18 protein-coding genes, 1 tRNA gene, 1 rRNA gene and 1 pseudogene are annotated in these 24,003 nt (G+C 41.4%); 10 read left to right on the forward strand and 11 right to left on the reverse strand.

Translation table 11 applies throughout. The annotated features are described in order from the left end of the window. The first annotated feature begins 74 nt into the window (after positions 1-74). Positions 75-1,550, forward strand: coding sequence for an LptF/LptG family permease (locus QT327_RS08420; protein WP_041387880.1), 1,476 nt, complete (start codon positions 75-77; stop codon positions 1,548-1,550). 75 nt (positions 1,551-1,625) lie between these two features. Continuing rightward, positions 1,626-2,839 (forward strand): annotated as a pseudogene (locus tag QT327_RS08425) (bifunctional 3,4-dihydroxy-2-butanone-4-phosphate synthase/GTP cyclohydrolase II). 53 nt (positions 2,840-2,892) lie between these two features. On the opposite strand, the gene QT327_RS08430 reads toward QT327_RS08425, so the two are convergent. Further along, a complete protein-coding gene (locus tag QT327_RS08430) occupies positions 2,893-5,724 on the reverse strand; it encodes a translocation/assembly module TamB domain-containing protein (RefSeq protein ID WP_289552591.1) in 2,832 nt (943 codons plus the stop codon). A 20-nt stretch (positions 5,725-5,744) separates the two neighbouring features. Then, positions 5,745-7,301, reverse strand: a complete 1,557-nt coding sequence (locus tag QT327_RS08435) for a DUF748 domain-containing protein (RefSeq protein WP_502910546.1) — start codon at positions 7,299-7,301, stop codon at positions 5,745-5,747. 34 nt (positions 7,302-7,335) lie between these two features. Here QT327_RS08435 and tsaD point away from each other — a divergent pair, with 34 nt between their 5' ends. Together tsaD and QT327_RS08445 are read left to right on the forward strand one after the other, a co-directional pair. Beyond that, a complete protein-coding gene (gene tsaD / locus QT327_RS08440) occupies positions 7,336-8,340 on the forward strand; it encodes a tRNA (adenosine(37)-N6)-threonylcarbamoyltransferase complex transferase subunit TsaD (protein ID WP_130858235.1) in 1,005 nt (334 codons plus the stop codon). Positions 8,341-8,365: 25 nt separating this feature from the next. Then, the gene (locus tag QT327_RS08445) at positions 8,366-8,569 is read left to right on the forward strand and encodes an archaellin/type IV pilin N-terminal domain-containing protein (protein ID WP_130858236.1); all 204 of its coding nucleotides are present in this window, start codon (positions 8,366-8,368) and stop codon (positions 8,567-8,569) included. Between the two features lie 85 nt (positions 8,570-8,654). On the opposite strand, the gene recA is transcribed toward QT327_RS08445, so the two are convergent. The 4 genes from recA to QT327_RS08465 form a co-directional block, all read right to left on the reverse strand. Continuing rightward, a complete protein-coding gene (gene recA / locus QT327_RS08450; RefSeq protein WP_130858237.1) occupies positions 8,655-9,671 on the reverse strand; it encodes a recombinase RecA in 1,017 nt (338 codons plus the stop codon). A 71-nt stretch (positions 9,672-9,742) separates the two neighbouring features. Further along, positions 9,743-10,408 (reverse strand): endonuclease III, encoded by a 666-nt coding sequence (nth, locus tag QT327_RS08455; protein ID WP_013663881.1) that lies wholly within the window; start codon positions 10,406-10,408, stop codon positions 9,743-9,745. A 140-nt stretch (positions 10,409-10,548) separates the two neighbouring features. Next, a complete protein-coding gene (locus QT327_RS08460) occupies positions 10,549-10,749 on the reverse strand; it encodes a hypothetical protein (RefSeq protein WP_013663882.1) in 201 nt (66 codons plus the stop codon). A gap of 76 nt (positions 10,750-10,825) precedes the next feature. Continuing rightward, positions 10,826-12,445: a S8 family peptidase gene (locus QT327_RS08465; RefSeq protein ID WP_149106287.1), complete on the reverse strand. Its 1,620-nt coding sequence runs from the start codon at positions 12,443-12,445 to the stop codon at positions 10,826-10,828. 167 nt (positions 12,446-12,612) lie between these two features. Between QT327_RS08465 and QT327_RS08470 the strand changes: the two genes are divergently transcribed. The 3 genes from QT327_RS08470 (at position 12,613) to QT327_RS08480 (ending at position 14,648) form a co-directional block, all read left to right on the forward strand. Beyond that, a complete protein-coding gene (locus QT327_RS08470; RefSeq protein WP_157622172.1) occupies positions 12,613-12,774 on the forward strand; it encodes a hypothetical protein in 162 nt (53 codons plus the stop codon). A gap of 162 nt (positions 12,775-12,936) precedes the next feature. Further along, a 16S ribosomal RNA gene (locus QT327_RS08475) occupies positions 12,937-14,458 on the forward strand. Positions 14,459-14,574: 116 nt separating this feature from the next. After that, positions 14,575-14,648, forward strand: a tRNA-Ile gene (locus tag QT327_RS08480). Between the two features lie 27 nt (positions 14,649-14,675). Here the strand turns inward: QT327_RS08480 and QT327_RS08485 are convergent. The 5 genes from QT327_RS08485 to QT327_RS08505 all read right to left on the reverse strand — a co-directional run bounded on the left by QT327_RS08485 (position 14,676) and on the right by QT327_RS08505 (position 19,580). Then, on the reverse strand, positions 14,676-15,305 hold the full coding sequence (locus QT327_RS08485; protein WP_289552597.1) for an NAD(P)H-dependent oxidoreductase: 630 nt from the start codon (positions 15,303-15,305) through the stop codon (positions 14,676-14,678). Positions 15,306-15,461: 156 nt separating this feature from the next. Then, entirely contained in the window at positions 15,462-16,904 is a 1,443-nt protein-coding gene (locus tag QT327_RS08490) for a TolC family protein (RefSeq protein WP_149105527.1), read from the reverse strand. Positions 16,905-16,910: 6 nt separating this feature from the next. Further along, positions 16,911-18,266: an HlyD family secretion protein gene (locus QT327_RS08495; RefSeq protein WP_130857179.1), complete on the reverse strand. Its 1,356-nt coding sequence runs from the start codon at positions 18,264-18,266 to the stop codon at positions 16,911-16,913. Then, positions 18,256-19,263 (reverse strand): ABC transporter transmembrane domain-containing protein, encoded by a 1,008-nt coding sequence (locus tag QT327_RS08500; protein ID WP_130857180.1) that lies wholly within the window; start codon positions 19,261-19,263, stop codon positions 18,256-18,258. Before QT327_RS08500 ends, QT327_RS08495 begins: the two co-directional genes overlap by 11 nt. Before the next feature lie 50 nt (positions 19,264-19,313). Then, entirely contained in the window at positions 19,314-19,580 is a 267-nt protein-coding gene (locus tag QT327_RS08505) for a hypothetical protein (protein WP_130857181.1), read from the reverse strand. 417 nt (positions 19,581-19,997) lie between these two features. Here QT327_RS08505 and QT327_RS08510 point away from each other — a divergent pair, with 417 nt between their 5' ends. The 3 genes from QT327_RS08510 (at position 19,998) to QT327_RS08520 (ending at position 23,942) form a co-directional block, all read left to right on the forward strand. Continuing rightward, positions 19,998-20,405 carry a TlpA family protein disulfide reductase gene (locus QT327_RS08510; RefSeq protein WP_289552598.1) on the forward strand — a complete coding sequence of 136 codons (408 nt, stop codon included), beginning with the start codon at positions 19,998-20,000 and terminating at the stop codon, positions 20,403-20,405. Between the two features lie 24 nt (positions 20,406-20,429). After that, a complete protein-coding gene (locus tag QT327_RS08515; RefSeq protein WP_130857182.1) occupies positions 20,430-22,631 on the forward strand; it encodes a transferrin receptor-like dimerization domain-containing protein in 2,202 nt (733 codons plus the stop codon). Between the two features lie 393 nt (positions 22,632-23,024). Next, complete coding sequence (locus QT327_RS08520; RefSeq protein ID WP_013665941.1) at positions 23,025-23,942, forward strand: helix-turn-helix domain-containing protein; 918 nt, start codon at positions 23,025-23,027, stop codon at positions 23,940-23,942. The last annotated feature ends 61 nt before the right edge of the window (positions 23,943-24,003 follow it).

Genomic DNA, 24,003 nt, shown 5'->3' on the forward strand with positions numbered 1-24,003 from the left:
ACTCATTCAACAAACGCTTTAATTGAAAGGAATGTTGTTTGGAGATGGTAAAGCCGGAAAAACTATTTTGTTCAATGAAAAAAGTTCATGTACTGGTATTAAAGGCTTTTTTTAAACCTTTTATAGTTACATTTTTCATTGTAATGTTTGTGTTGTTAATGTTATTTCTATTTAAGTACATTGACGACCTGATTGGTAAAGGCTTTGAGTGGTATGTAATATTAGAGCTTTTATGGTATGCTTCAGCCGCTCAAATTTCAATGGCCATGCCCTTGGCTATGCTTTTATCCTCCATTATGACCTTTGGAAATCTCGGTGAAAGCTACGAATTAGTGGCCATAAAGGCGGCAGGTATCTCCTTACGTAAAGCAATGATGCCCCTCATTATTCTGGTCAGTCTTATCAGCATCGGATCCTTCTTCTTTAGTGATTATATCCTCCCTGTAACGAACCTGAAAATGGGTTCGCTTTTGTATGACGTAAGAAATAAAAAAGCTGACTTTCTAATTAAGGATGGAATTTTTAACAACAGCATACCGGGCTATTCCATACGTGCAAAAAATAAAAGCAAGGACGGTACCGTATTATATAATTTAATTATATACCAGCACGGTAATATTTCCCGAGGAACGAACGTATTGTTAGCGAAGGAAGGTGTCATGTACAATTCCCGCGATAATAACTATATGATTCTGAAATTAAAAGATGGCGTTCGGTATGAAGAAACAACTGCAGGTGATCGCTCTTATAATCCAAGACAACAGTTTACCCGCTACTATTTTGATCAAACAGAACAAAAGTTTGATATGTCCACCTTTCAGATGAAAAGGACCGATGAAGATCTCTTCAAAAGCCACTCGATGATGCTTAATCTAAAGCAGCTTCGTTATTATACCGATTCAACGACGAAGATCCTCGACAGCATACGAGGCAAGATTTTCAATGAGATCAAGTCGAATTATAAAATATTCAATAGTTATCAAGCAGCTCAAAACAAACCGGTTGAGGCCGCTGGAGCTTTAAAAAATTATAACAAATCGTTTGAAGAGATAATTCCTGTTGATAAACGTGTTGTAGCGGTTAATAATTCCCTCAATGATATTCGGTATATCAAAGAGGTACTGGATATGAAGGCAAAGTCTGACAAGGATTTTGACCTTTCCATCGTTCGATACATCCTGGAATATCATAAAAAATTTACCTTAGCGGTTTCTTGTCTACTTTTGTTTTCGATCGGCGCCCCACTTGGAGCAATTATCAGAAAAGGCGGATTAGGCCTCCCTGTAGTAATGGCTATAATATTTTTTCTTATCTATCACATTATTTCAACCGTTGCAGAAAAATCAGCCAAAGAAGGAAATATCGATCCGGTTTTAGGAACTTGGACCGCAATTATTGCTTTAACACCGCTTGGCATATTTTTAACCTACAAAGCGGCAACCGACTCATCTATTTTTGACATAGAAAGCTATAAATTAGCGATCAACAGATTTTTCGGAAAAATGGGCGAGCTATTCAAAAAAAGATTTGGCCGAAAACAGCATTCTTAAAAGACATGACGCTATAATTATAGAGGTGTACATGAACACACTTATCTTTGCATTACGTAACATTACAATACACGAATGGATTTTCATCTAAACACAATCGAAGAAGCGATTGAAGATATTAAAGCCGGTAAGGTCATCATTGTTGTAGACGACGAAGACCGCGAGAATGAAGGCGATTTTATAGCCGCGGCAAGTAAAGCAACACCCGAAGTTATCAACTTTATGATTACACACGGAAGAGGCTTGGTCTGCGTCCCCTTAACTGAGCAGCGGTGTCAAGAGCTTGAATTAAAACCAATGGTAGGGCAAAACACGGCGGTATACGAAACTAATTTTACCGTATCAGTCGACCTTCAGGGATATGGATGTACAACAGGAATTTCAGCGTCTGATCGTTCGAAAACAATTCAAGCTTTAATCAATCCTGACATTAAACCGGAAGAATTAGGGCGTCCTGGACACATCTTTCCATTGATAGCAAAAGACGGTGGCGTTTTGCGAAGAACAGGCCACACGGAAGCAGCTGTTGATCTGGCCCGATTGGCTGGCCTTGAGCCTGCCGGTGTCTTGGTTGAAATCCTAAAAGAAGATGGCGAGATGGCTAGACTTCCGGATCTGATAGAAGTTGCCAAAAAATTTGATTTAAAGATCATTTCCATAGAAGATTTGATCGAGTATCGCTTAACAAAAGACTCTTTAATTAACAAGAGGTATCTGTTAAGCTTCCCACTGAGTGGGGGGATTTTAACTTAGTAGCCTACAAACAAAAAAATACAGGTGAACAACATTTAGCCCTTGTTAAAGGTTCTTGGGAACCTGACGAACCCATTCTTGTTAGAGTACATAGCTCTTGTCTAACAGGTGATATTTTCGGATCGTGTCGTTGTGATTGCGGGCCCCAGTTACATAAAGCCATGGAAATGATTGAGCAAGAAGGCAAAGGGGTTATTGTATATATGAACCAAGAGGGACGCGGCATCGGCTTGATCAATAAGCTGCATGCTTACAATCTCCAAGAAAATGGACTAGACACAGTCGATGCAAATATTAAACTTGGTTTCAGCCCAGACTTAAGGGATTATGGCATCGGAGCACAAATCCTTCGCAACTTAGGGGTCACTAAAATGCGCCTTATGTCAAACAATCCCACAAAACGGGCTGGTTTGGTTGGTTACGGCCTCGAGGTTGTTGAAAATGTTGCATTAGAAATACAATCTAATAAGCATAACGAGCTTTATCTCCGTACTAAAAGAGATAAAATGGGCCATACGATTATGAAAAACACCTAATAGAGCGAATTATCGCCAAAGTAAACTGGAATAAATGAGCTGAATCTTTTGTTCTAGTTTACTTTTGAACCTTTGACCGAAGTACTTTCCTCTTTTTCCTGAATTGGTTTCGGATTTTCTTCTTCCTCTTCTTTCTTCTTACGGGTTAGCATGAACATCCGTTTAAAGAACTCACCGAAGGTATCGAAATCCTGCCTATATACCAATCCAAAAGCACTTACATATTCATCTGTTGGATTCAAAAAATTTCGATTGTTCAGTCGATTTGAAGCTCTGAACAATAAATTACCATTTTTTCGGATCAGGTATAATGCTTCAACATCACTAGCAACTTGATTTCCAAATACGTTTAGGTCGTTTAGCTGGCTACGGCGATCGGTTATCCCTCCAGTCAATATAAGTCTATTGTTCAATAATCGAATGGAAGCACTGGCTTCATTCAGCGAACGAATGTTAAAATCGACGAAATTTAAATTCAACGATTGTGAAATAATGTTATTCAACTGATTGAATGCCAGTTCAGTACCCGCACTCAGGAATGTACTATTCAACTCTGTAGTCAAATCCGTTCCTGTTCCGGGAGCAAAGCTTCTTCTAACAATCAAGCTCAAGGCTTGTTGATTTACGTTGTTCGCATCGCTAAGGTAGCTCTGCAGTTCATCTTTTACATACGAATCAACCGGAAAATCAATAGCAAAGCTTATGTCAGGACGAAGAAGGTTCCCTGCTAAAATCATTTCGGCCTGCGCTACAACCCGTTGATCTGTCCCTTGCCTTCCCGCTGCCGTATAGAGCGGTCTGACACTTGTCCTTACTTCATACATGGCGGTTAAATTGATAAGCGCTTCTGCGGGATTCCCGGTCCAACGAATAGTTCCACCGCGATTGATCTCAAAGATCTTATTAATAAAATCCTGTGCAGTGAAAGTAAACTTCCCTTGCAGAATCACATACTCGCCAAACATCTCGAAATCGCCCAAACTGGTTATATTCATGGTTATATTACCGTTTCCTACACCCGACAATTTGCCAAGGTCTGTAATGATGGTTGCTTGTGCATTCCTACTGATATCCAGATCAATGTGTAGCGTTAAACCATCAAAATATGAGCCCCTGGTTTCGCTGAAGGTAGAATCTTTGGACACAAAAGTGATAAAATCATTCTCGCTCACCGTTCCGGACGCGTTTAGGGGTATATTAAAGCTGGTCCCCTCTTCTGTCGCTGCTTTAATGTCAATATCCATATTGCTGGTCGGTCCCTTAAACACAAAATCGCCGGTACCTATGCCGATGCCATAATAAAGCGGATTGTCTTTTGCCGTTGTATTCAACACCATGAATTTTTTGGCATTAATCTGAACATCAATAACCGGATCTAATGGGTTACTCATATCCACTGAGCCATTTGCTACGGCCTTATTGTTATTTTTATCGAGGATATCCAAATCTTTCAGCTCAATGGAACTATTGTTTACACCAACTCGATCATTGATGGTATAGCGCGTTTTAAGATAGTTTACGGTGAAGCTAGCATTTCTAAATTCACAATCTCCACTTATAATTGGGCTCCAAGGGGTTCCCTTGATGCTAATGGCTGCAGACACTGTCCCTGTTAAATCAGAGACTAGCTTCTTCAGAAATGGTTCAAAAAGCACGATTTCACTATCCTCCAAATTGGCTATTAAATCCAAGCTGTTTTCAGATGCCTTTGCATCGTATGATCCCGTTATCCGTAAGGTTTTAGTTCCTTGCCGATTCACCTCCATATTCATTCCGACTAAATCACTCGCCGGGTCCATTTTTGCGGTAAGGGTCATATCACCAATTTCCCTTCCATTATAATAAATATCCGAAGAATTGATGTCGGCTGAAATATAGGGATTCTTCAATAAGGAGAAGAGTTGGAAATTCCCATTTAATTTACCCTCCAATTCGATTCCAAGTGGATTCATTATTCCTGCAAGCGTCACCAAATTAAATTTATCAAAGGACACGTTTAACACATCTTCTTCATCTTTAGAAATCAACCCGTCAATTTTAACATGCTGTTCGCCATTTGCGAGTTCAAAGTCATTAACATGTATATTACCGCCGTGAAAGTCAAAATTCACCTTTTCTTCAAGTTTCCAATCTTCACGGTTTATGATCACATTTGAAGGCAACAAGCTTAGAATTGCTGCCTCCTTTTCATTAAATTCAACTAACCCGTTCAAATCCAATTGATTTTTCGCGTCCACATCCGATAATTTCATATTAAAACGCAAACTATCATCACTCAGGATATTAGCTATGTTGATATTTTTTACATAAAGGCTATCGGTTATGTTTAATTGATCGGCTGTGACTGTCAAGTTAAGTGATTCGTCCATGGCTACTCCATCAACAATAATATCTGTGACTTTGATTTTTCCAACCTCTACCATCGGAATATAGGCGTTTAAATTGGCCGTGCTATCCACTGTAGAGAATTTTCCATTCACAAACATGGTGTCTGGAATCGTAATAAAAGGTGCGAAAAGCAACAACAGCGGTTCAGATCGTTTTAACTTAAGAGCAAAGTCAAACACTTGTTTACTGGATTTTTGCTCAATTTCCCACGATGGCAAATATCGTTTGGCAACCGATTTAAAGTAGGATGGAAAAGAAGCTAGATCAATCTCTCCATTCATCGTCGCATCAAGCATATCGGATTGCACGGCGATCTTTCGATTCGACCGTTCTCCTTCCGCTAAAAACACAATAGAATCAATGGAGATCGAGGAAGATGGCTTCCGCAAAACAATATGATGCAAACGCGCATTACCTACTATGTTATTAATAGTATTCCCCTGGAATTTGCCTGTCACCTGGCCTTCCAGCTGGAGGGAGTCCTTAATTAGCCCCATCTCCAGGAGATTAGCTTTTTCTACGATAGTCGAAAAATCATAGGAAGTTTCCGAGCTACGAAAGTCGACAGCAGCTTCTCCTGCAGTTTTAAATTCCGATCGTTCACATCGACTTGAGCATGTAAGACCCGAGCATCGACAGTTCCATCTAACCGAATGTTTCTGTAGTTTTTACCCTTGTAAATAACCGAAGCGATCTGGCTCTTTATGTTAGCATTCAATTCATTCAAAGAAAAGCCGGTACCCTGTATGTCCGCCTGCAAAGAAACCGACCCGACTTGTCGGTTGTCAAGCAGGCCGCTAATATTAAAACGCTCGGCCTTTAGGCTTCCTTCATATGAATTTTCATCCTTCAAGTTAATGGCTACTCTGGCATCGACCTGTCCCAGTACTGTCTTTAAACTCCCGTCGAGCTGAAAATCATTATAAAATCCCCTCGCTTTACCCGTATAGTTAACATGACCCAGGGATGTTAATATTGCAGGTAATTTAAAATCCTTTTGACCGCTAAAGCCGGCAATAGAGGGTTCCAAATCCGTTTTAATTGTGGCAAACTGCTCCAGATCCAGATCAAATATTGTTTTCTCAATATCAGGGAGCCCCGCAACGCTTATATTGCCTCGCAAGTAGGTTGCTTTTCCCGTTTTCAGCAATAAGCGCTCACCTTTGAAGTGTCTCACCGTACCTTTTAGTTTTCCACTTAAACCAACATTAAAGGCAACTTGATTCATACCGGGTGCAAAGAACGCAATATCTCTAGAATCTACTCGAGTATCCTCTGTTTCGGCATAAATTTCTACCTTCTCGATAAAGTTGGCAAAATCTGCCAAAGTAGCATATTTAAACCGGAGTTGTTTTCCCAATTTGCTTCTATTTGTTTGCACGGAAAGGTTTTCGAAATTCATAGACGTGCTATCCATTTTAAAAGAAGCATCAAGTCGTTTAAGTTCAAAACCACTTTTTTCTTTAAACTTCAATCCTTTTATATCGGCTTTTAACAAAAAGTTTTTGAAATCGATCGTTGAAAAATCTCCATGTAACCCTAAAATGTCTATATCATTAAAGTTAACACCCGCCGTATGACGCTTCACTAATTCATTCTTGTACCTGAAATGAATGTTATTAAGTTTTAGACTGTTCAGGTTTACTATAAAAGAGCTTTTTCTTTTTGGCTGCTTAGGTGCACTGAAGTAGTCTAAAATAAAAGTGAGGTTATTAACCGAATCGGCCTTTTTTTTCAAATAAAAGCGGCTATTCGACAGTGTTAAATCTTTTATTGTAATCTCCTTTGATCGTATACTCTCCAAATCTATACCGGCCCTAAGCTCTTGTGCAAACAGCAAAGTGTCGTGTGACAAATCTTCTATATAAAGGTTTCGAAGGGATAGAGAAGAAAAGGGTTTTAGGTATACTTCTTCAATCTCGATCTTTGTATGAAGTTCATTGGACAAATAAGAAGCGACTTGCCGTGCAACATAAGTTTGAACTGACCTAAATTGCAAGGCAAACAATATACCTACCAGCAATGCAAATATACCGGTGCAAATATAAAGTACTATTTTTGCTACTTTTTTAATAAATTTGCATTTAAAACATTAAACAATCTGTGCTTTGGCAACCATTCTCGGCATCGAATCCTCCTGTGATGAAACTTCGGCCTCTATTTGTATAGACGGAGAAATACGATCAAATATTATTTCGAATCAAACCGTACATGAAAAATTCGGTGGTGTTATTCCGGAATTAGCCTCGAGGGCTCATCAACAAAATATCATACCAACCGTTAGCGAAGCTATACGTGTGGCAAAAATACATAAAAATGAGATAGATGCCATAGCTTTTACAAGAGGTCCTGGCCTGCTTGGATCATTACTTGTGGGGACGTCCTTCGCAAAGGCCTTTGCGCTTGCTCGGAATATTCCGCTTATCGAAGTTAACCATATGCAAGGGCATATACTGGCGCACTTTATTGAAGATCCCAAACCGAAGTTTCCGTTTTTGTGTTTAACGGTGTCAGGAGGTCATACGCAAATTGTTCTTGTCAAAAATTATTTTGATATGGAATTGGTTGGTCAAACAATTGACGATGCAGCAGGAGAAGCTTTTGACAAAACTGCCAAGATTTTAAATCTTCCCTATCCGGGGGGACCGCTAATAGATAAGCTTGCAAAGGAAGGCAATCCGCGTTTCAAATTTCCTGAACCTCAAATTAAGGACTTTGACTTTAGCTTCAGTGGTTTAAAAACAGCCATCTTATATTTCGTTCAGCAAAACACAAAAGAGAACCCAAATTTTTTACAAGAAAACATAAATGATATTTGCGCTTCTGTGCAAGATCGCATCATCAGCATCTTATTAAAGAAACTAAAATTAGCCGCTAATCAGCTTGAGATCGTTGATGTAGCTATCGCCGGCGGTGTATCAGCTAACTCGGGACTCAGAAGCGCATTAGTATCGCTTGCTGAGCAAGAACATTGGAATGTATATATTCCGAAATTTGAATATTGCACAGATAATGCAGCTATGATTGCAATCGCCGGATATTATAAATACCTTAATAACGATTTTGTTTCACAAGAAATTGCCCCACTTGCTCGCTGGAGTGTAAGTAATTAGGCCATTTCTCATTTTACTGTTCACAATGGGAGCACCAAGTTTATTTTTTTTCGGCATTTTCGCCATTCCTCTTATCGTTTTTCTAATATGGCTGATGCGAAAGGATAAAAGGAAAGGCATTTTTGGTATTATTGTTTTGATCATACTCGTTGTTTTCGCTATTGCAGCCTCGTTAAAAGCGAGTAAGAGTGAGTTGGATAGGCAAAAATATGAAGAAATAGATCGCTAAAAGTTCAAGCCGCCATTTTATAAGAGCACAAAAAAGGTGATGAGGAAAGTCTCCACATCACCTTTAATATTCTATAGATTAAACATTAATTAGCATTGTGCTCTTCCAGTTTTTCCGGAGACACCATGTCTTTAATTTTAGCTTCAAGTTCCTCCATCAAGTCGGGGTTATCTAATAGCAGGTTCTTTACAGCGTCGCGCCCTTGTCCTAGTTTGGTATCACCATAACTAAACCAAGATCCTGATTTCTTGATCACATTAAAGTCTACACCTAAGTCGATAATTTCACCAACCTTGGAGATACCTTCTCCAAACATAATATCAAACTCTGCCACCCTGAAAGGAGGTGCCACTTTATTTTTAACAATTTTAACTTTCACTCTATTTCCCGACACTTCATCAGCATCTTTAATCTGAGAGGTTCTACGAATATCTAGGCGCACGGATGCATAAAATTTTAATGCATTACCTCCGGTTGTCGTTTCCGGATTTCCGAACATAACACCGATTTTCTCACGCAATTGGTTAATAAATATACAGCAACAATTCGTTTTAGAAATAGTTCCTGTTAATTTTCGAAGCGCTTGAGACATAAGTCGAGCTTGTAATCCCATCTTGGAATCGCCCATTTCGCCTTCAATCTCACCCTTTGGAACTAAAGCAGCTACCGAGTCGATAACAATTACATCAATTGCTCCTGAACGAATAAGGTTATCAGCGATTTCCAATGCCTGCTCGCCATTGTCCGGCTGCGATATCAACAAATTTTCAATATCCACACCCAGCTTCCGTGCATAATATTTATCAAATGCGTGCTCAGCGTCAATAATAGCGGCAATTCCTCCTTTTTTTTGCGCCTCAGCTATGATATGCGTCGCTAAAGTTGTTTTACCCGAAGATTCCGGCCCATAAATTTCAATGACCCTGCCTTTAGGTACACCACCAATTCCTAAAGCTATATCCAAACCTAAGGAACCTGTTGAAATTGAGTCAATCGGTTCCACTGCGGAATCACCCAATTTCATGATCGTTCCTTTACCGTATGATTTTTCTAATTTATCCAGCGTTAGCTGTAAAGCTTTTAGTTTATCTTGATTACTCATCTCCAAAATTTTAATCAAATATAGATATATTATTTCTAAAATACTAAATATGTTAGCATATCTTGCAACTTTTATTCACTTATTGCCTTCAAGCCCTTCAGATATACTTTTTCGTAATATTTGCAGAGGTAGGTAATGGGACATTCGTCGCATTTAGGTCTTCTTGCTACGCAAATATAACGCCCATGTAATATCAACCAATGATGTGCAACAGCAAGTGTGTTTTTGGGCAAATAATGAACCAACTGCTTTTCCACAGCCAAGGGAGTTTTAGCGTTATTCGTTAGGCCAATGCGATTGGATACCCTGAAAACATGTGTATCCACGGCAATTGCAGGAGCATCATATACTACCGAAGCAATGACGTTAGCTGTTTTTCTTCCCACGCCCGGTAATTTTTGTAAATCGTTAATATCCGATGGAATAGTGCCTTCAAATTTCTCGAGAAGCATCTTTGCCATTCCAACGAGGTGCTTTGCCTTGTTGTTTGGGTAACTTACACTTCGAATATAAGTGAATACTTCTTCTACAGAAGCAGCAGCCAATGTTTCGGCATCAGGAAAGCGTTCAAATAATTTGGGTGTAATCTGATTAATCCGTTTATCCGTACATTGAGCGGATAGAATAACCGCGACCAACAATTCAAAGGCATTGCTATAGTGAAGTTCAGTTTGCGCGTCAGGATTGTGTGACGAAAAATAGGCAACGAATTCTCGAAAACGATCTTTTTTAAGCATAAGCAAACCTATAACAAAATCCTCATTTAACCAATTCCCAAAATGGTTTTTGATCAAATCCGAATATAGAGCTATCCATTGATTCGAATTTTGTCACTCGAATCAAATTTAACTATAGCAAGAGATACTCCCTATAATTATTAACTACGGGAAGTCTTGTGCTGCTTTGAAAAGGTCAAAATAGTGTCAATGCTCCGTTGGGACGGCTCTATTAAGAGGTTATCCAACGGCTGCTGAAGCATAGCGTAGAAAAGCCTATCCTCTGCATTTGATACTTCATCGTATGAAGAGGTATCGCTAGCGAGGTTTTCTAGAATTTTGGATGTAAAAGTTTCTACCATAGATTATATTTTAAAGTCTGAAGATATAATTTAATAACGTCGATTTTGTACACATATTGTGTAGCTTTTCATACAGTTAGTGTTTTTCTGCAAAGTCGTTGGCAAGCTTCAACGCATTGTATGCGTTTACGATACCACCTGTTACACTAATATCGGAAAGCCATACCTTTTTCTTAGTTTTATCCTGTGTAATTTTCACACGATATGTAGGCTTTACAACAGAATCAAATATAATTTTCTTAACCTCAGAAGCTGTCAAATCAGGGTAATAAGATCGTATAAGAGCAGCTAAGCCACTTACAACAGGAGCTGCCATACTCGTTCCCTGTTCCTCCTTGTATTTTGACCCTGGCACCGTTGAATAAATATCTACACCGGGAGCGAAAACATCGACGGTACGCTTACCATAATTTGAAAAGTCTGCCACCAGCGTTTCATCATATTTCCAGCCTGTAGCACCCACCTCAATCCAATTCTCCGCAACTCCTTTATTTATTCCTAAACTATCCACATAATTTTTATTGGGATAGTTTGGTTCTGAATCATTGTCCTGCCCTTCATTCCCTGCAGCATGGATAATAAGGACGTCATGTTTCATGGCATATCCTACAGCACTATCAACTATCTGTTTATCTTTCACATATGCCTTACCAAAACTCATGTTAATTATTTTTGCTCCATTGTCGACAGCGTAGAAAATAGCATTGGCCACATCCTTATCCCGTTCATCGCCATTAGGCACCACACGTAATACCATAATAACAGCTTGATCAGCCACTCCTTTAATTCCCTTTTGGTTGCTTCGATCAGCGGCAATAATGCCGGCAACATGGGTTCCATGTAAAGCATCAGGGCCCTTGACATCGTTATTTCCGTAATAGCGTTCCTTACTATCATTATAATTATCTCCCACAATATGCCGAGAATTATAATCCATGTTCAGATGATAATTAACCTCAGCCTCATAATGCTTCACTCCTTCGACCAGATCATCATAAAATTTCTCATAGCTGCCCTCTTCATGGATGCCCTTTTCGATCATAGATAACGTCTTCCGTGCCATTTTATTTTTAGGCTCATAGCGTTTAAAGTCGGCAATTGTTGGATTATCTTTTCCTATATCGCTCACAATAGAATCAACCTGTTGTTTAAACGCCTTTATAACTCGCTCGGTTATCTGAGCAATCTGCAATTTACTCATATAGTCGGTCGTCATCTTTTGATATGCTAAAAACTTGCGGCGCTCTTCCTCGCTCAAGGGGGTTGTTGGTAGTACAGAAACATATTTTGGATGTAGGTCCCTAACTAGTCTTACAACTTCAAGGTTATCATAGTGAACGTTTTCTCCCTCGCTATTACCTATAAAATTCCAGCCATGAAGATCGTCTATATAGCCATTAGAATCATTATCTATGCTATCGCCTTCTACCTCTCCTTTATTCAGCCAGATTTTCTCTTTTAAGTCTTCATGTTCGATATCCACTCCACCATCAATTACCGCCACTTTTACAGGTCTCGCTTCCTTTCCTTTTAAAAGTTCGTTATAAGCTCTCTCTGTACTTATCCCAGGCACACCGTCCATTTGCAAATCGAGATTATGCCAATTATCTTTCGCCTTTTTTGTTTGCGCATATGTATTGAATGAAAAGAGGGTAATGAAAACTAATAAGAAAAATGGCGTTCTAGCGATACTCATGAATGAAAACTTATGTATTCAATAAAAATAGTATAATTTATTTAGACCCATAGTTATTGAAATAAAAATCTTATTACAAAGGAAAAAAGAAGGAAGGAATTGGTTTCTGAAGGAATGGAAAGCGGCCTATATTTCGGGTTTGCGGAAAAATATTTTAAAAAAATATTTTGGAGAAAAGAAAAAAGCTGTTACCTTTGCACTCCCAATCGGGAGAGAGGGGACGACGGAACGGGCGCGATGCCCGGGAAGGTGAAAGAAAAAAGCAGGAAGTACCGGAGGGGAGACCCGATGGATACGGCGGAGGCCGAAGCGTGAGCGGAGGCGTTTAAAGTTCTTTAAGAAATCAGATTCATGTAGCGTAACGGACGGCCTGTTTTTTGGCGGAAGTCAAAAGGACAGGCCTGAACGGTCCGTCGGCCGGAAGATACAAAAAAGATCGGAAGGCTGCACTGAAAGAAGTGCGAATGCCGAGATCGGAAACTTAACATTATACAATGGAGAGTTTGATCCTGGCTCAGGATGAACGCTAGCGGCAGGCCTAATACATGCAAGTCGAACGGGATCGGGGGCTTCGGTCCCCGTGAGAGTGGCGCACGGGTGCGTAACGCGTGAGCAACCTGCCCGTCCCAGGGGGATAGCCCGGAGAAATCCGGATTAATACCGCATGAGAATGCAGGTCCGCATGGGCCTTCATTTAAATATTCATAGGGGACGGATGGGCTCGCGTGACATTAGCTGGTTGGCGGGGTAACGGCCCACCAAGGCGACGATGTCTAGGGGCTCTGAGAGGAGAAACCCCCACACTGGTACTGAGACACGGACCAGACTCCTACGGGAGGCAGCAGTAAGGAATATTGGTCAATGGGGGGAACCCTGAACCAGCCATGCCGCGTGCAGGAAGACGGCCCTACGGGTTGTAAACTGCTTTTGCACGGGAATAACCCCCGGTATGTATACCGGGCTGAATGTACCGTGAGAATAAGGATCGGCTAACTCCGTGCCAGCAGCCGCGGTAATACGGAGGATCCGAGCGTTATCCGGAATTATTGGGTTTAAAGGGTGCGTAGGCGGCGCGCTAAGTCAGGGGTGAAAGACGGTGGCTCAACCATCGCAGTGCCTTTGATACTGGCGCGCTTGAATGTACCTGAGGTAGGCGGAATGTGGCAAGTAGCGGTGAAATGCATAGATATGCCACAGAACACCGATTGCGAAGGCAGCTTACCAAAGTACGATTGACGCTGAGGCACGAAAGCGTGGGGATCGAACAGGATTAGATACCCTGGTAGTCCACGCCCTAAACGATGAACACTCGATGTCGGCGATAGACGGTCGGCGTCCAAGCGAAAGCGTTAAGTGTTCCACCTGGGGAGTACGCCCGCAAGGGTGAAACTCAAAGGAATTGACGGGGGCCCGCACAAGCGGAGGAGCATGTGGTTTAATTCGATGATACGCGAGGAACCTTACCCGGGCTTGAAAGTTACTGAATTGTCCAGAGATGGACAGGTCCTTCGGGACAGGAAACTAGGTGCTGCATGGCTGTCGTCAGCTCGTGCCGTGAGGTGTTGGGTTAAGTCCCGCAACGAGCGCAACCCCTATGTTTAGTTGCCAGCACGTCAAGGTGGGGACTCTAAACAGACTGCCTGTGCAAACAGAGAGGAAGGCGGGGACGACGTCAAGTCATCATGGCCCTTACGTCCGGGGCTACACACGTGCTACAATGGGGGGTACAGAGGGCAGCGACACCGCGAGGTGAAGCCAATCTCAGAAAGCCCCTCACAGTTCGGATCGGGGTCTGCAACTCGACCCCGTGAAGTTGGATTCGCTAGTAATCGCGTATCAGCAATGACGCGGTGAATACGTTCCCGGGCCTTGTACACACCGCCCGTCAAGCCATGAAAGCCGGGGGTACCTAAAGCATGTAACCGCAAGGAGCGTGTCAGGGTAAAACCGGTAATTGGGGCTAAGTCGTAACAAGGTAGCCGTACCGGAAGGTGCGGCTGGAATACCTCCTTTCTAGAGGGCCCTCGGGCCGTTCTGTTACGCCATGAAGATTTCTTGAAAAAAGAGAGAGAGAAAAAAGAGGAAAGTGCCACAGTGCCCCTTCGGGGTCACCGGTGCGGAAGCGAAGCAGTCCCGTAGCTCAGTTGGTCAGAGCACTACACTGATAATGTAGGGGTCAGCAGTTCAAATCTGCTCGGGACTACCTGAAAAATAGTTTTTTAATGATCTGTCAAATTAATAAAATTAGGAAGCCTTTTAACTCGCACGTAGCTGATCCAAACACGTCCTGAAGATGAGAGCGATAGCGCGCCATGTCGCGATCAATTTGTGCATTCTTTTCCACGTCATGAAAATGAAAACTTTTTAGAGGCTCCATACCGGTGAAAGCATTCATACGATGAAAACCAAAGAGTGGGCCATCGTCGACACTATGTTGTTTAAAGAATTCGTTAGGAAGTGTAAACGCCGTTTCCGGTGCATTCCAGCTGGTAGTTAGCATGTACTTTCTGCCATGAAGCGTTCCACCTGTACCATAATTGATTTGGGGATTGTCTGCCTTACGACCATCACTGCGGTAGATTCCACGCTGATGCCCTTGAGTGAAGACTTCATCTATATATCTCTTAAATCCGAAAGGTACCTGGAACCACCAAATCGGCGTGTGATAAACAACAAGATCTGCCCATACATATTTATCCACTTCTTCTTGAAGATTATAGCCATCTGCGATGGTGGTAAGTTGTACCTCTGCGCCACGATTACGGAAAAATTCGACGGTTTCTGACGCAAGGGTGTTATTAAAACGTCCACCGGAGTGGCCAAAATGTTGTGCTGCATTAATGATGAATATTTTTTTCATGTTCGCTTTCTTTATTAACAGCACAAAAGTAGGGTTCAATTATTCATTATAAAAATAATATAAGTTTTGTTTACCTATAATAAAAATGATGATATTCGATGGTTTTATTGTAAGCGATCTTTATTAGCGATCACGTTTAAGTAGTAACGAATAAACTTAATTGGCTAAAAGCCTCGCACCTGCTTTATAATACAATTCAGCCAATGCCTTATTATAGGTTGTAATCAGATCCTCTTTTTTTATTTTCATGTCAATCAATTTACTCTCCCGACTATTAATAATGAACAGCGTGCTTTCGCCCAGATCGAATTTTTGTAATTCCCCGGATAAGAGCACTTCCTGATTGTCAATACTCGCTACTTGTAACTTAAGTTGAGCGCTATAGGCAGTAAGATCGTTGTACTTAGTAGTAATGTCGTTTTTAATATTACGACCGGTTATGAGCAAATCATATTGTAGCTGTTCTTGTTTCAACTTCACTTCCTTCAGTTTCCCTCGTTCCGCGCGAAGGAAGAGGGGAAAGGCAAATTCAAGTCCGAACTTGTAGTTGCTCCAATTGAAGTCATAATAGTGCGGGATATATTCATTGAAGTTTCTGCGACTGGATATCAACGTACCTGAAATGTTTAATTTCGGTTTCAACATTTCTTTTCGATAGCGTTCCTCGATGCGTAGTTGCTGCTCTTTGCTCCAAAGTTTCGATAGTTCAGGATGTATATCACTCGCTTGCTCTAATAGATTTCCGAGCATCGTTGGGGATGGTGACAGCTTTACGCTGTCTATAGTCGTAGGTACTGCATTATCGGGTAATTCCATTGGCTGCTCATATTCATTCCATAAGTGGTTAGACAAAATCAACCGACTGTTTTTTAAGGCGATTTCATATTTGGCCAATTGCATTTTTCTTTCCTGGACAGTGATGGCCGCTTCCACAGAATCAATGGGCGGCTTGTCGCCCAGACGCGTTTGCATACTAATCGCTTTAAATCGCTCTTCAGCAAGTTGGACACCCTCTTTCAGTAGTGTATACTGCCGAAAGGCATAATACCAATCCCAATAATCTTTTACGGCCGTGAACCAGATAGCATTTATTTGTTTCAACTGTTCAGCTTCCGCGTAGGCAACCATTACCTTGGCTTGTTGTAGTGTACTGCGTCTGTTATCAATGATGAGGCCTTGACCAAGGGGAATGCTGATGCCTAGCCCCGACAAACCCGCTGTAGACGTGGTAGTTTCCGGATTCGTATAGGTTCCGACGTTCCGATCATAAGCTAGTTTTAAATCAGCTCCTGCTAACCATAAGGGTATTTTCAGCTCGCTGTTCCAGTGATTATAATAATCGGTATTACCGAAATATTTGTTATTGAAAGCCGCTTTCAAGGCCGGGTCAAATTTTCCGCGCGCCTGTGCAACCTGGGCTTTTGCTGTTTCACTTAAGAGTTTGGCTTGTTTCACTACCGGATGATGAGCCATTAAAAGGTCTTCTAAGTCCTCCAATGTAAATTCCTTCAGTTCAGAACCACTCCTGTTCTCCTGTGCTCGGCTTATTGACAATCCGAAGCAGATGGCCAGTAAAACGAATATCTTTTTACTTGTCATAAATCACTACTTTCCTTCGGTTTTTGGTTCTTTTTCTAAACTCGGCGGGAAACCGTTAAGTTGGCGCCATATTTCATACCAGAGTGGTACCGCATTTAAAATAACACGTCCGAATGCTCCTGAGCCTAAACGCAATTGTTCCGGCCATGGTTCGTCCTTATCAGGAACGGGTGTAGTGGGTTTTATGAGTAAGCGGTATTTGCCATCGGCACTGCTAACCTTGTCGATGACCGCTACCTTACCGGCAAAGGTACCAACAGCTACCGAAGGCCATCCCGAGAACTGTACAGACGGCCAGCCTTCAAATTGCAGACGTGTATCGCTTTCACTAAGAATCAAAGGTACATCCATGGCATCTACATACAATTCAACAGCCATCACCGTTACCTTGGGCTGTAACGTAGCGATCGATTCGCCCTCTTTAATATTCTCACCTATGCCGGCCTTCAGTGTCTTTACGATATATCCACTTTGGGGAGCCCTGACAACGTAGTGATCTCGACGTACCTCAATATTGGCAATTTCATTTCTTAACTTGGCGATGTCCCCCTGTGCCGAGGCTTTGCTGGAAAGCGCTGAACCTAGATCGGACTGTGCTTTGGCTAACGATTCATTGTACTTAGCTTGGATATTGTCGAGATCAATAGTTGCATTGATCAATGTTTGCCGTGCGTTAGTCAATTTATTTTGAGCACTTACTACCTTTGCCTCGTCATTTTGCAGATTTAAGCGGCGAGTTTCAATATCAGTAAGCGAAAAAAGTCCGTTTTTGTATCCCTGCTCGTAACGCAGCAATCGTGCCTTGCTGGTTTCGTAGAAGCTTTGCATCGCAACCAGATCGGCACTGTCTATTTTTACTACGTTTCTAGCTTGTACAACCTTATTGCGTGCGGCCTCCAGCTGATAACGTAAACCGGCAGTCAGCGCGTCAATTTGGGCTTTTGTTGCAAGCATTTTCTGATCGGCAGCCTGCTCGCTACTCTTTTTTGCAGTTAATTGCTCGTTTAACCGTTGGGGCAATTCGGGATCAAAGTAGGAGGGGGCTGTTTCGGAAATCACCAAAATAGTGTCGCCTGCCTGAACTTCATCGCCATCTTGTACTGCCCAGTGTTCAATACGGCCACCTATTTGATTTTGAATGGTTTGTGGGCGTTCTTCCGGTTTTAAGGCAGTGACGGTTCCGCGGCCGGGGATAGTTTGCCGCCAAGGTAAAAATAAAATTACAATAAATAGGATGGCAGCAAAAAGCAATATCCTACCTAGGGCCATCACACCTCGCTTTTTTAACAATTGATCACGACCTGCGACGGAAAGGTCTTCCCATTTGATCGTTGACAACAAACTATGTGCTTTATTTCCCATAATCAATGGCCTCCTCCTCCAATTCAAGGTCTGTTACACTGGCTAACTTAACACTACCCGTTAACATATCGAAAATGGTATCCAGATTTGTCAGTAACTTTTCTACAGCATAGCCAATCTGGACAATTACAACCTCTGCTGCTACGAACTGACCGAAAGTCATCTCCCGTTCAACTACAAAATAAGAGCCGAGTAATAGCATGGCACCGAAAAGAATTGTTCGGATTAATACAGAGCCTGCAAAAAAGCGTTTTAACACTTTGAAATGCTCATTCCGGGAAGCAAGGTATTTGCTTGTAATGTAATCTGTGTCAGCAATTACTTTTTTCATCATTTCCCGATTGCCTCGGTATTCATCGATATGATTCGCCACATCTTCCAAATAGGCGACGGTTTCATATTTGTGAGCAGATTCTTCAATACTCGTGTTAAGTCCACGTTTGTAGTAGATAGCGAGAACAACCGCTACCGCCACTATTACCACGAGACCGAAACTTAAGAAGACCGGATGGTAGAACGATAAAAGTATAACACTAAAGAAAATGGTAACAACAGCTGCCATAATATCGATCAGTAATTTTATAATACCTTTTTGAATAATGATGACATCAAAAAAGCGATTTACAAGTTCAGGCAGATTCTCGCCATCCAGTTCCGAGCGCTTGATTCGTGGAAGACGGTATGCAAACTCGAGTGACGACTTTAGAAAGATTTTCTGTTCAAGGTATTCTACCAAGCTCAATTGGCCTATGAGTAAAGTGCCTCCAAGTACAACGCCTGCAATAACTGCGGTAATAAGAATATAGGTAGAGCTGTACATGGCTCCATTACTGAGCAAATTGAAAATGGCTGTAATGCCTATCGGAATACTAAGACTAAAGATTCCGATGATAATAGCGTATAAAAATATGTAGTTTATGGTTTTACGTTCCGGATGCAGCATGCCGACAAGCCGCTGCAAGGGCGTTGGCGCCGAACCTGCGTGTTTTTTTTTCATAAGAAGTAATTAAAATAAAATGTTAGGGTGATTTTCTCTGTGAAATGGCATTAATAGATGCGGTCCGGAGGGGGGGATGGAACCGTACCGAAATGCGGAATACAGTAAGCAAAGCGGTGAGCACCTTCTGCATTTCCGTCTCTCTTTTTTAAGATTCGGGAATCGCACTCATCGTTCTTCGCAAAGAATTCAACGTTTTTTTTCTGCTGTTTTTCAGGATCTTTCTTTTCTTCTTTTTCCGACTTCTCTGAATCGTTGCAAATCTTAAAGTTTGAAAGATGTTTATCTTTTACAATCGCAGTGACGGTCCCAGCCATTTTTAGCGTAAATAAGCTAATTAAGAAGAATCCGATAGTATAACGTAAAAAGGCACTTCTAAGGTGTTGCAACATGTTACAAAATTAGCGGCACTATTATACGAAGATGTCAGCAAATTGTTAACCTTTCGCAACTAACGTGATGTAATTTTAATGGTATTCTAATGAATAAAGCGATTTTCTTTAGGTTTTGTGTGTAATCTATAAAAATGGTAGATTTTATATATATTTGCCTATGATTGATTTAGTAAAAGAAAATAACTGGATGAAAACAATACGATTGACGTTAATTGGGTTTTTAATAGGCTTCACATTTAACGTGGCTGCCAGGAGCGAACAAGATACTCTCAAACTAAAGATGCTGATCGCGGCTATATTGTTCAGGTAGGAGATCAGGCACCGGATAATTTTGAGTTGGTGTTGCATGACGGCAGTAAGACTTCTTTAAAAGAATTACGGGGAAAAATTGTTCTTTTGCAATTTACGGCCTCCTGGTGTGTTGTTTGCCGAAAAGAAATGCCTTATCTCGAACGCGATATTTGGCAAGCTTATAAGGATAAAGATGTGGTATTGATTGGCGTGGATCGCGACGAGCCCTTAGAAACGGTGCTAAAGTTTCATCGGGATATGAACATTACCTATCCTTTAGCACTAGATCCTGGAGCTGGTATTTTTCAACAATTTGCTGATAAAAAGGCAGGCGTGACCCGTAACGTTCTTATTGATCGTACCGGAAAAATACGGTTTTTAACACGTTTATACGATGAGGCCGAGTTTGCTCAACTGGTTCAGGCAGTGGATAATTTAACAAAAGAACAACATTAATCAGAAACCGTTACCGAGTCAGCTATGCAAGTACACTTCAACAAAGTATTGCCTATTCTCATCCTTTCTCTTACTTTCGGATTTACCATACTTAAAGCGCAACAGGAAGAACTACTGGAAAATCGCTTTGACGCTCTTTTGCAGAAAGAGAGTATTGGACGGAATATCAAGAATTTGTCGGCGTATCCCCATCATCTTGGTTCCCCAAGAGGGAAAGAGGTTGCCAACGAAATTTTAAATTGGTTTAAACAATATGGATGGGATGCTCAACTGGAAGTTTATCACGTATTATTTCCTACGCCGATTGAGCGACAGCTTGAACTATTGGCGCCAAGCCATTATCAAGCCATATTAAAAGAAATGCCGGTAGAAGGTGATCCAGTAGCGCATCAAGAGGGGCAGCTGCCAACCTATAATGCGTGGGGTGCGGATGGAGATGTGACCGCACCGCTGGTTTTTGTCAACTATGGCTTACCAGCCGATTATGAACAACTGGAACGATTAGGGGTGGATGTAAAAGGAAAAATCGTGATAGCAAAATATGGTAATAGCTGGCGTGGAATAAAACCCAAGATTGCTTATGAGCACGGTGCTGTTGGTTGCATTATTTACTCCGACCCGAAAGAGGACGGCTATTTTCAAGGCGCGGTTTATCCTGAAGGGCCTTTCAAGAACGAGTATATGGTGCAACGGGGTTCGGTAATGGATATGGTGGTTTATCCAGGGGATCCTTTAACTCCCTGGATTGGTGCAACGAAGGATGCAAAGCGCTTGACGAAAGAAGAAGCTGCTACCATTTTAAAGATACCGGTGTTACCGATCAGTTATCACGATGCGAAGCCTTTATTGGAAGTCCTCGACGGTCCGGTAGCTCCAAACGCTTGGCGAGGTGCACTTCCTATAACTTATCGGATCGGCGGTGGGAATCAGAGCAAAGTGCATTTAAAAATTAAGCAAAACTGGGATATTGTGCCTGCTTATAATGTAATCGCCAAGATCAAAGGCAATGAATTTCCTGACGAGTGGATTATTCGAGGAAATCATCATGATGCTTGGGTCAATGGAGCCGATGATCCGGTAGCGGGACTATCCGTTTTATTAGAGGAGGCAAAAGCAATTGGAACCATGGTTAAAAACGGCTTCAAACCGAAACGAACCTTGGTTTACTGTGCTTGGGATGGAGAAGAACAGTCGCTGCTCGGCTCAACCGAATGGGTAGAACATCATGCAAAAGAATTGAAACAAAAGGCGGTAACCTATATTAATACGGATGGAAACGGGCGGGGTTTTTTGAGTGCCGGCGGATCACACGCATTAAAGGATTTGGTAACCGACATAGCAGGTGATGTACAGGATCCATTAACAGGTAAGTCGATACTCGATCGAAAATTGGCCAACACCGTTATATCGGCGACCTCTCCGCAGCAGAAGCAAAAGTTGCTCGCAAAAAAAGAGTTTGCTTTACAAGCGTTGGGAACAGGTTCTGATTATTCGGCCTTCTTACAGCATTTAGGAATACCTAGTCTTAATTTTTCTTTTGGAGGAGAAAGTGAAGGGGGGGATTATCATAGTATTTATGATTCGTATAATCATTATGTCCGATTCAAAGACCCCGATTTCAGTTATGGGCTTGCGCTGGCACAAGTTGCCGGTAGAGCTGTTTTACGATTATCCGAGGCTGAGATTTTACCTTTTAGCTTTGATGGCCTGCAAGAAGCAATCAATACGTACGCAAATGAGGTGCAAAAGCTTGGTGAGGATCTTCGTCTGTTCCATGCTGTTGAAAACCAACTGATAAAAGATTCTTTATATGCCTTGGCAGCCGATCCGAAAGAGCCCTATGTACAACCGATACCAAAAAAATCAGTACCCAATTTTTCATTTGCGGGATTGCAAGAAGGTGTTGATAGCTTAAGCAAATCCATTCAAGCGCTTAAAGAGCGGCGGCAAACATTTAAGGGAAACAAAAAAGCTTTAGCATTGGTAAACAAGCAGCTTTTTCAAGCGGAGAAATCGTTGTTACTGGAAAAGGGATTACCTAGGCGTCCATGGTATAAGCATAGTATTTATGCACCGGGATTTTATACCGGTTATGGAGTCAAAACATTGCCCGGCATCCGAGAAGCCCTGGAAGAAGGGCATTATCAAGAGTTTGAAGAGCAGCTACAATTACTGATCGGTACGATCCGAAAACTTAAAACCGCGCTTGATCGTATTTTCATATAATGAAACTATTGATATTAAAGAGGGATGTCTAGTCAATTTTTATTACACTTGTAAACTACTTTTGTAAGACTTCATTGTTTTTTAATTTTACCATTACCCGCATAACATCATCTTTGGACCAGATTCGTAGCATCTTTGCTGTGTAAGCATTCAACAAGTAGGTTGTCTCCAGGGTGAGTCCAGGTTTTTCCTTAAAAACCTGGACTCACCCTGGAGACAACGTGGACTCACCCTGGACTCACCTCGAAGAAAGACCCTGTCAAAACGCTACTTTGTCTTATCCACCTATCCAGTCGTACCTTCCTTTTTCGAATACGTTTGTTCCATTGTCGAGCAAAATGATTAAATCGAAATTCATAATTTTGTATCTTTGAATTAATTAACTTATATGCAATGGAGAAAGCGGAGACTTTACAGGAATACTATAGAAGAACGTGTAGAAAAATGCCGCCGGATTTGATAGAAGGTGGTGGTAATAATGCCCACTTCAATGTCTTAAAACGAAACAATTGTTATGCAAGCTTACATTTTTCCCGCAAGGATTATTACAAAATCTGTTTAACGCTGGGAAGCGCCATATTGCATACTGATAAAGGCACAATTTCCATTGATAAACCGGCGATTTTCTTTTCTAATACCAATGTGAGATTTGGTTGGGAAAACACATCCCCGGCTCAGAAAGGCTATGTTTGCTTGTTTAACGATTTGTTTATTGGTAATGAATTGCGGAAGGCCCTGTCTAATCTATTTAACCTGTTTCGAAATGACGTATACTCCTTTATCTTTCTGAGTGAAGAGCAATACGATTTACTATCTCAATATTTTGAATGGATGCTTAAGGAGTATAATAGTGAATTTGTTTACAAAAAGCAGATCATTGAAGACTTTTTACGATTGATTACTTATACGACAGTTAAATTACGGATGGAACGGGGTGCGTCAGAGAAGCGAATTCCGGATAGCGACCTAGTAAATCGATTTTGTGATCTACTGGAAAAGCAATTCCCTATCGAGTCTCCCGATAATGCGCTGGTTCTTAAAAGCCCGGCTGATTATGCACTACAGCTGCAGGTTCACGTGAATCACTTAAACTACAGTTTGCGTTCCTATTTTGGTAAAACTACCAGCGATCTTATTCAAGAACGAATCTTACAAGAAGCGCTCGATTTGTTACAATACAGTCATTGGCGTATTACCGAAATCGCATTCAGCCTAGGTTTTGAGTATCCTCAGCATTTTAATAATTTCTTTAAACGGAAAACCGGTAAAAGTCCAAGAGAATATCGGAGTCTGCTGTTAAGTGATATTTGATTTCATTAACTAATATTTGATTTGCTTATTTTTCGATAGCGAATAGTCCGCTAGTTTTGTA

It is taken from the genome of Olivibacter sp. 47, from assembly GCF_030372825.1.
Classification (GTDB): Bacteria; Bacteroidota; Bacteroidia; order Sphingobacteriales; family Sphingobacteriaceae; genus Olivibacter; species Olivibacter oleidegradans.

What these genes read in the sequence shown, in the direction of transcription:
- QT327_RS08420 (WP_041387880.1), top strand. Translation starts at nt 75, where the DNA reads ATGAAAAAAGTTCATGTACTGGTATTAAAGGCTTTTTTTAAACCTTTT.
- QT327_RS08430 (WP_289552591.1), bottom strand. Translation starts at nt 5,724, where the DNA reads ATGGGGCTAATTAAGGACTCCCTCCAGCTGGAAGGCCAGGTGACAGGC.
- QT327_RS08445 (WP_130858236.1), top strand. Translation starts at nt 8,366, where the DNA reads ATGGGAGCACCAAGTTTATTTTTTTTCGGCATTTTCGCCATTCCTCTT.
- recA (WP_130858237.1), bottom strand. Translation starts at nt 9,671, where the DNA reads ATGAGTAATCAAGATAAACTAAAAGCTTTACAGCTAACGCTGGATAAA.
- nth (WP_013663881.1), bottom strand. Translation starts at nt 10,408, where the DNA reads ATGCTTAAAAAAGATCGTTTTCGAGAATTCGTTGCCTATTTTTCGTCA.
- QT327_RS08460 (WP_013663882.1), bottom strand. Translation starts at nt 10,749, where the DNA reads ATGGTAGAAACTTTTACATCCAAAATTCTAGAAAACCTCGCTAGCGAT.
- QT327_RS08465 (WP_149106287.1), bottom strand. Translation starts at nt 12,445, where the DNA reads ATGAGTATCGCTAGAACGCCATTTTTCTTATTAGTTTTCATTACCCTC.
- QT327_RS08485 (WP_289552597.1), bottom strand. Translation starts at nt 15,305, where the DNA reads ATGAAAAAAATATTCATCATTAATGCAGCACAACATTTTGGCCACTCC.
- QT327_RS08490 (WP_149105527.1), bottom strand. Translation starts at nt 16,904, where the DNA reads ATGACAAGTAAAAAGATATTCGTTTTACTGGCCATCTGCTTCGGATTG.
- QT327_RS08495 (WP_130857179.1), bottom strand. Translation starts at nt 18,266, where the DNA reads ATGGGAAATAAAGCACATAGTTTGTTGTCAACGATCAAATGGGAAGAC.
- QT327_RS08500 (WP_130857180.1), bottom strand. Translation starts at nt 19,263, where the DNA reads ATGAAAAAAAAACACGCAGGTTCGGCGCCAACGCCCTTGCAGCGGCTT.
- QT327_RS08505 (WP_130857181.1), bottom strand. Translation starts at nt 19,580, where the DNA reads ATGGCTGGGACCGTCACTGCGATTGTAAAAGATAAACATCTTTCAAAC.
- QT327_RS08515 (WP_130857182.1), top strand. Translation starts at nt 20,430, where the DNA reads ATGCAAGTACACTTCAACAAAGTATTGCCTATTCTCATCCTTTCTCTT.
- QT327_RS08520 (WP_013665941.1), top strand. Translation starts at nt 23,025, where the DNA reads ATGGAGAAAGCGGAGACTTTACAGGAATACTATAGAAGAACGTGTAGA.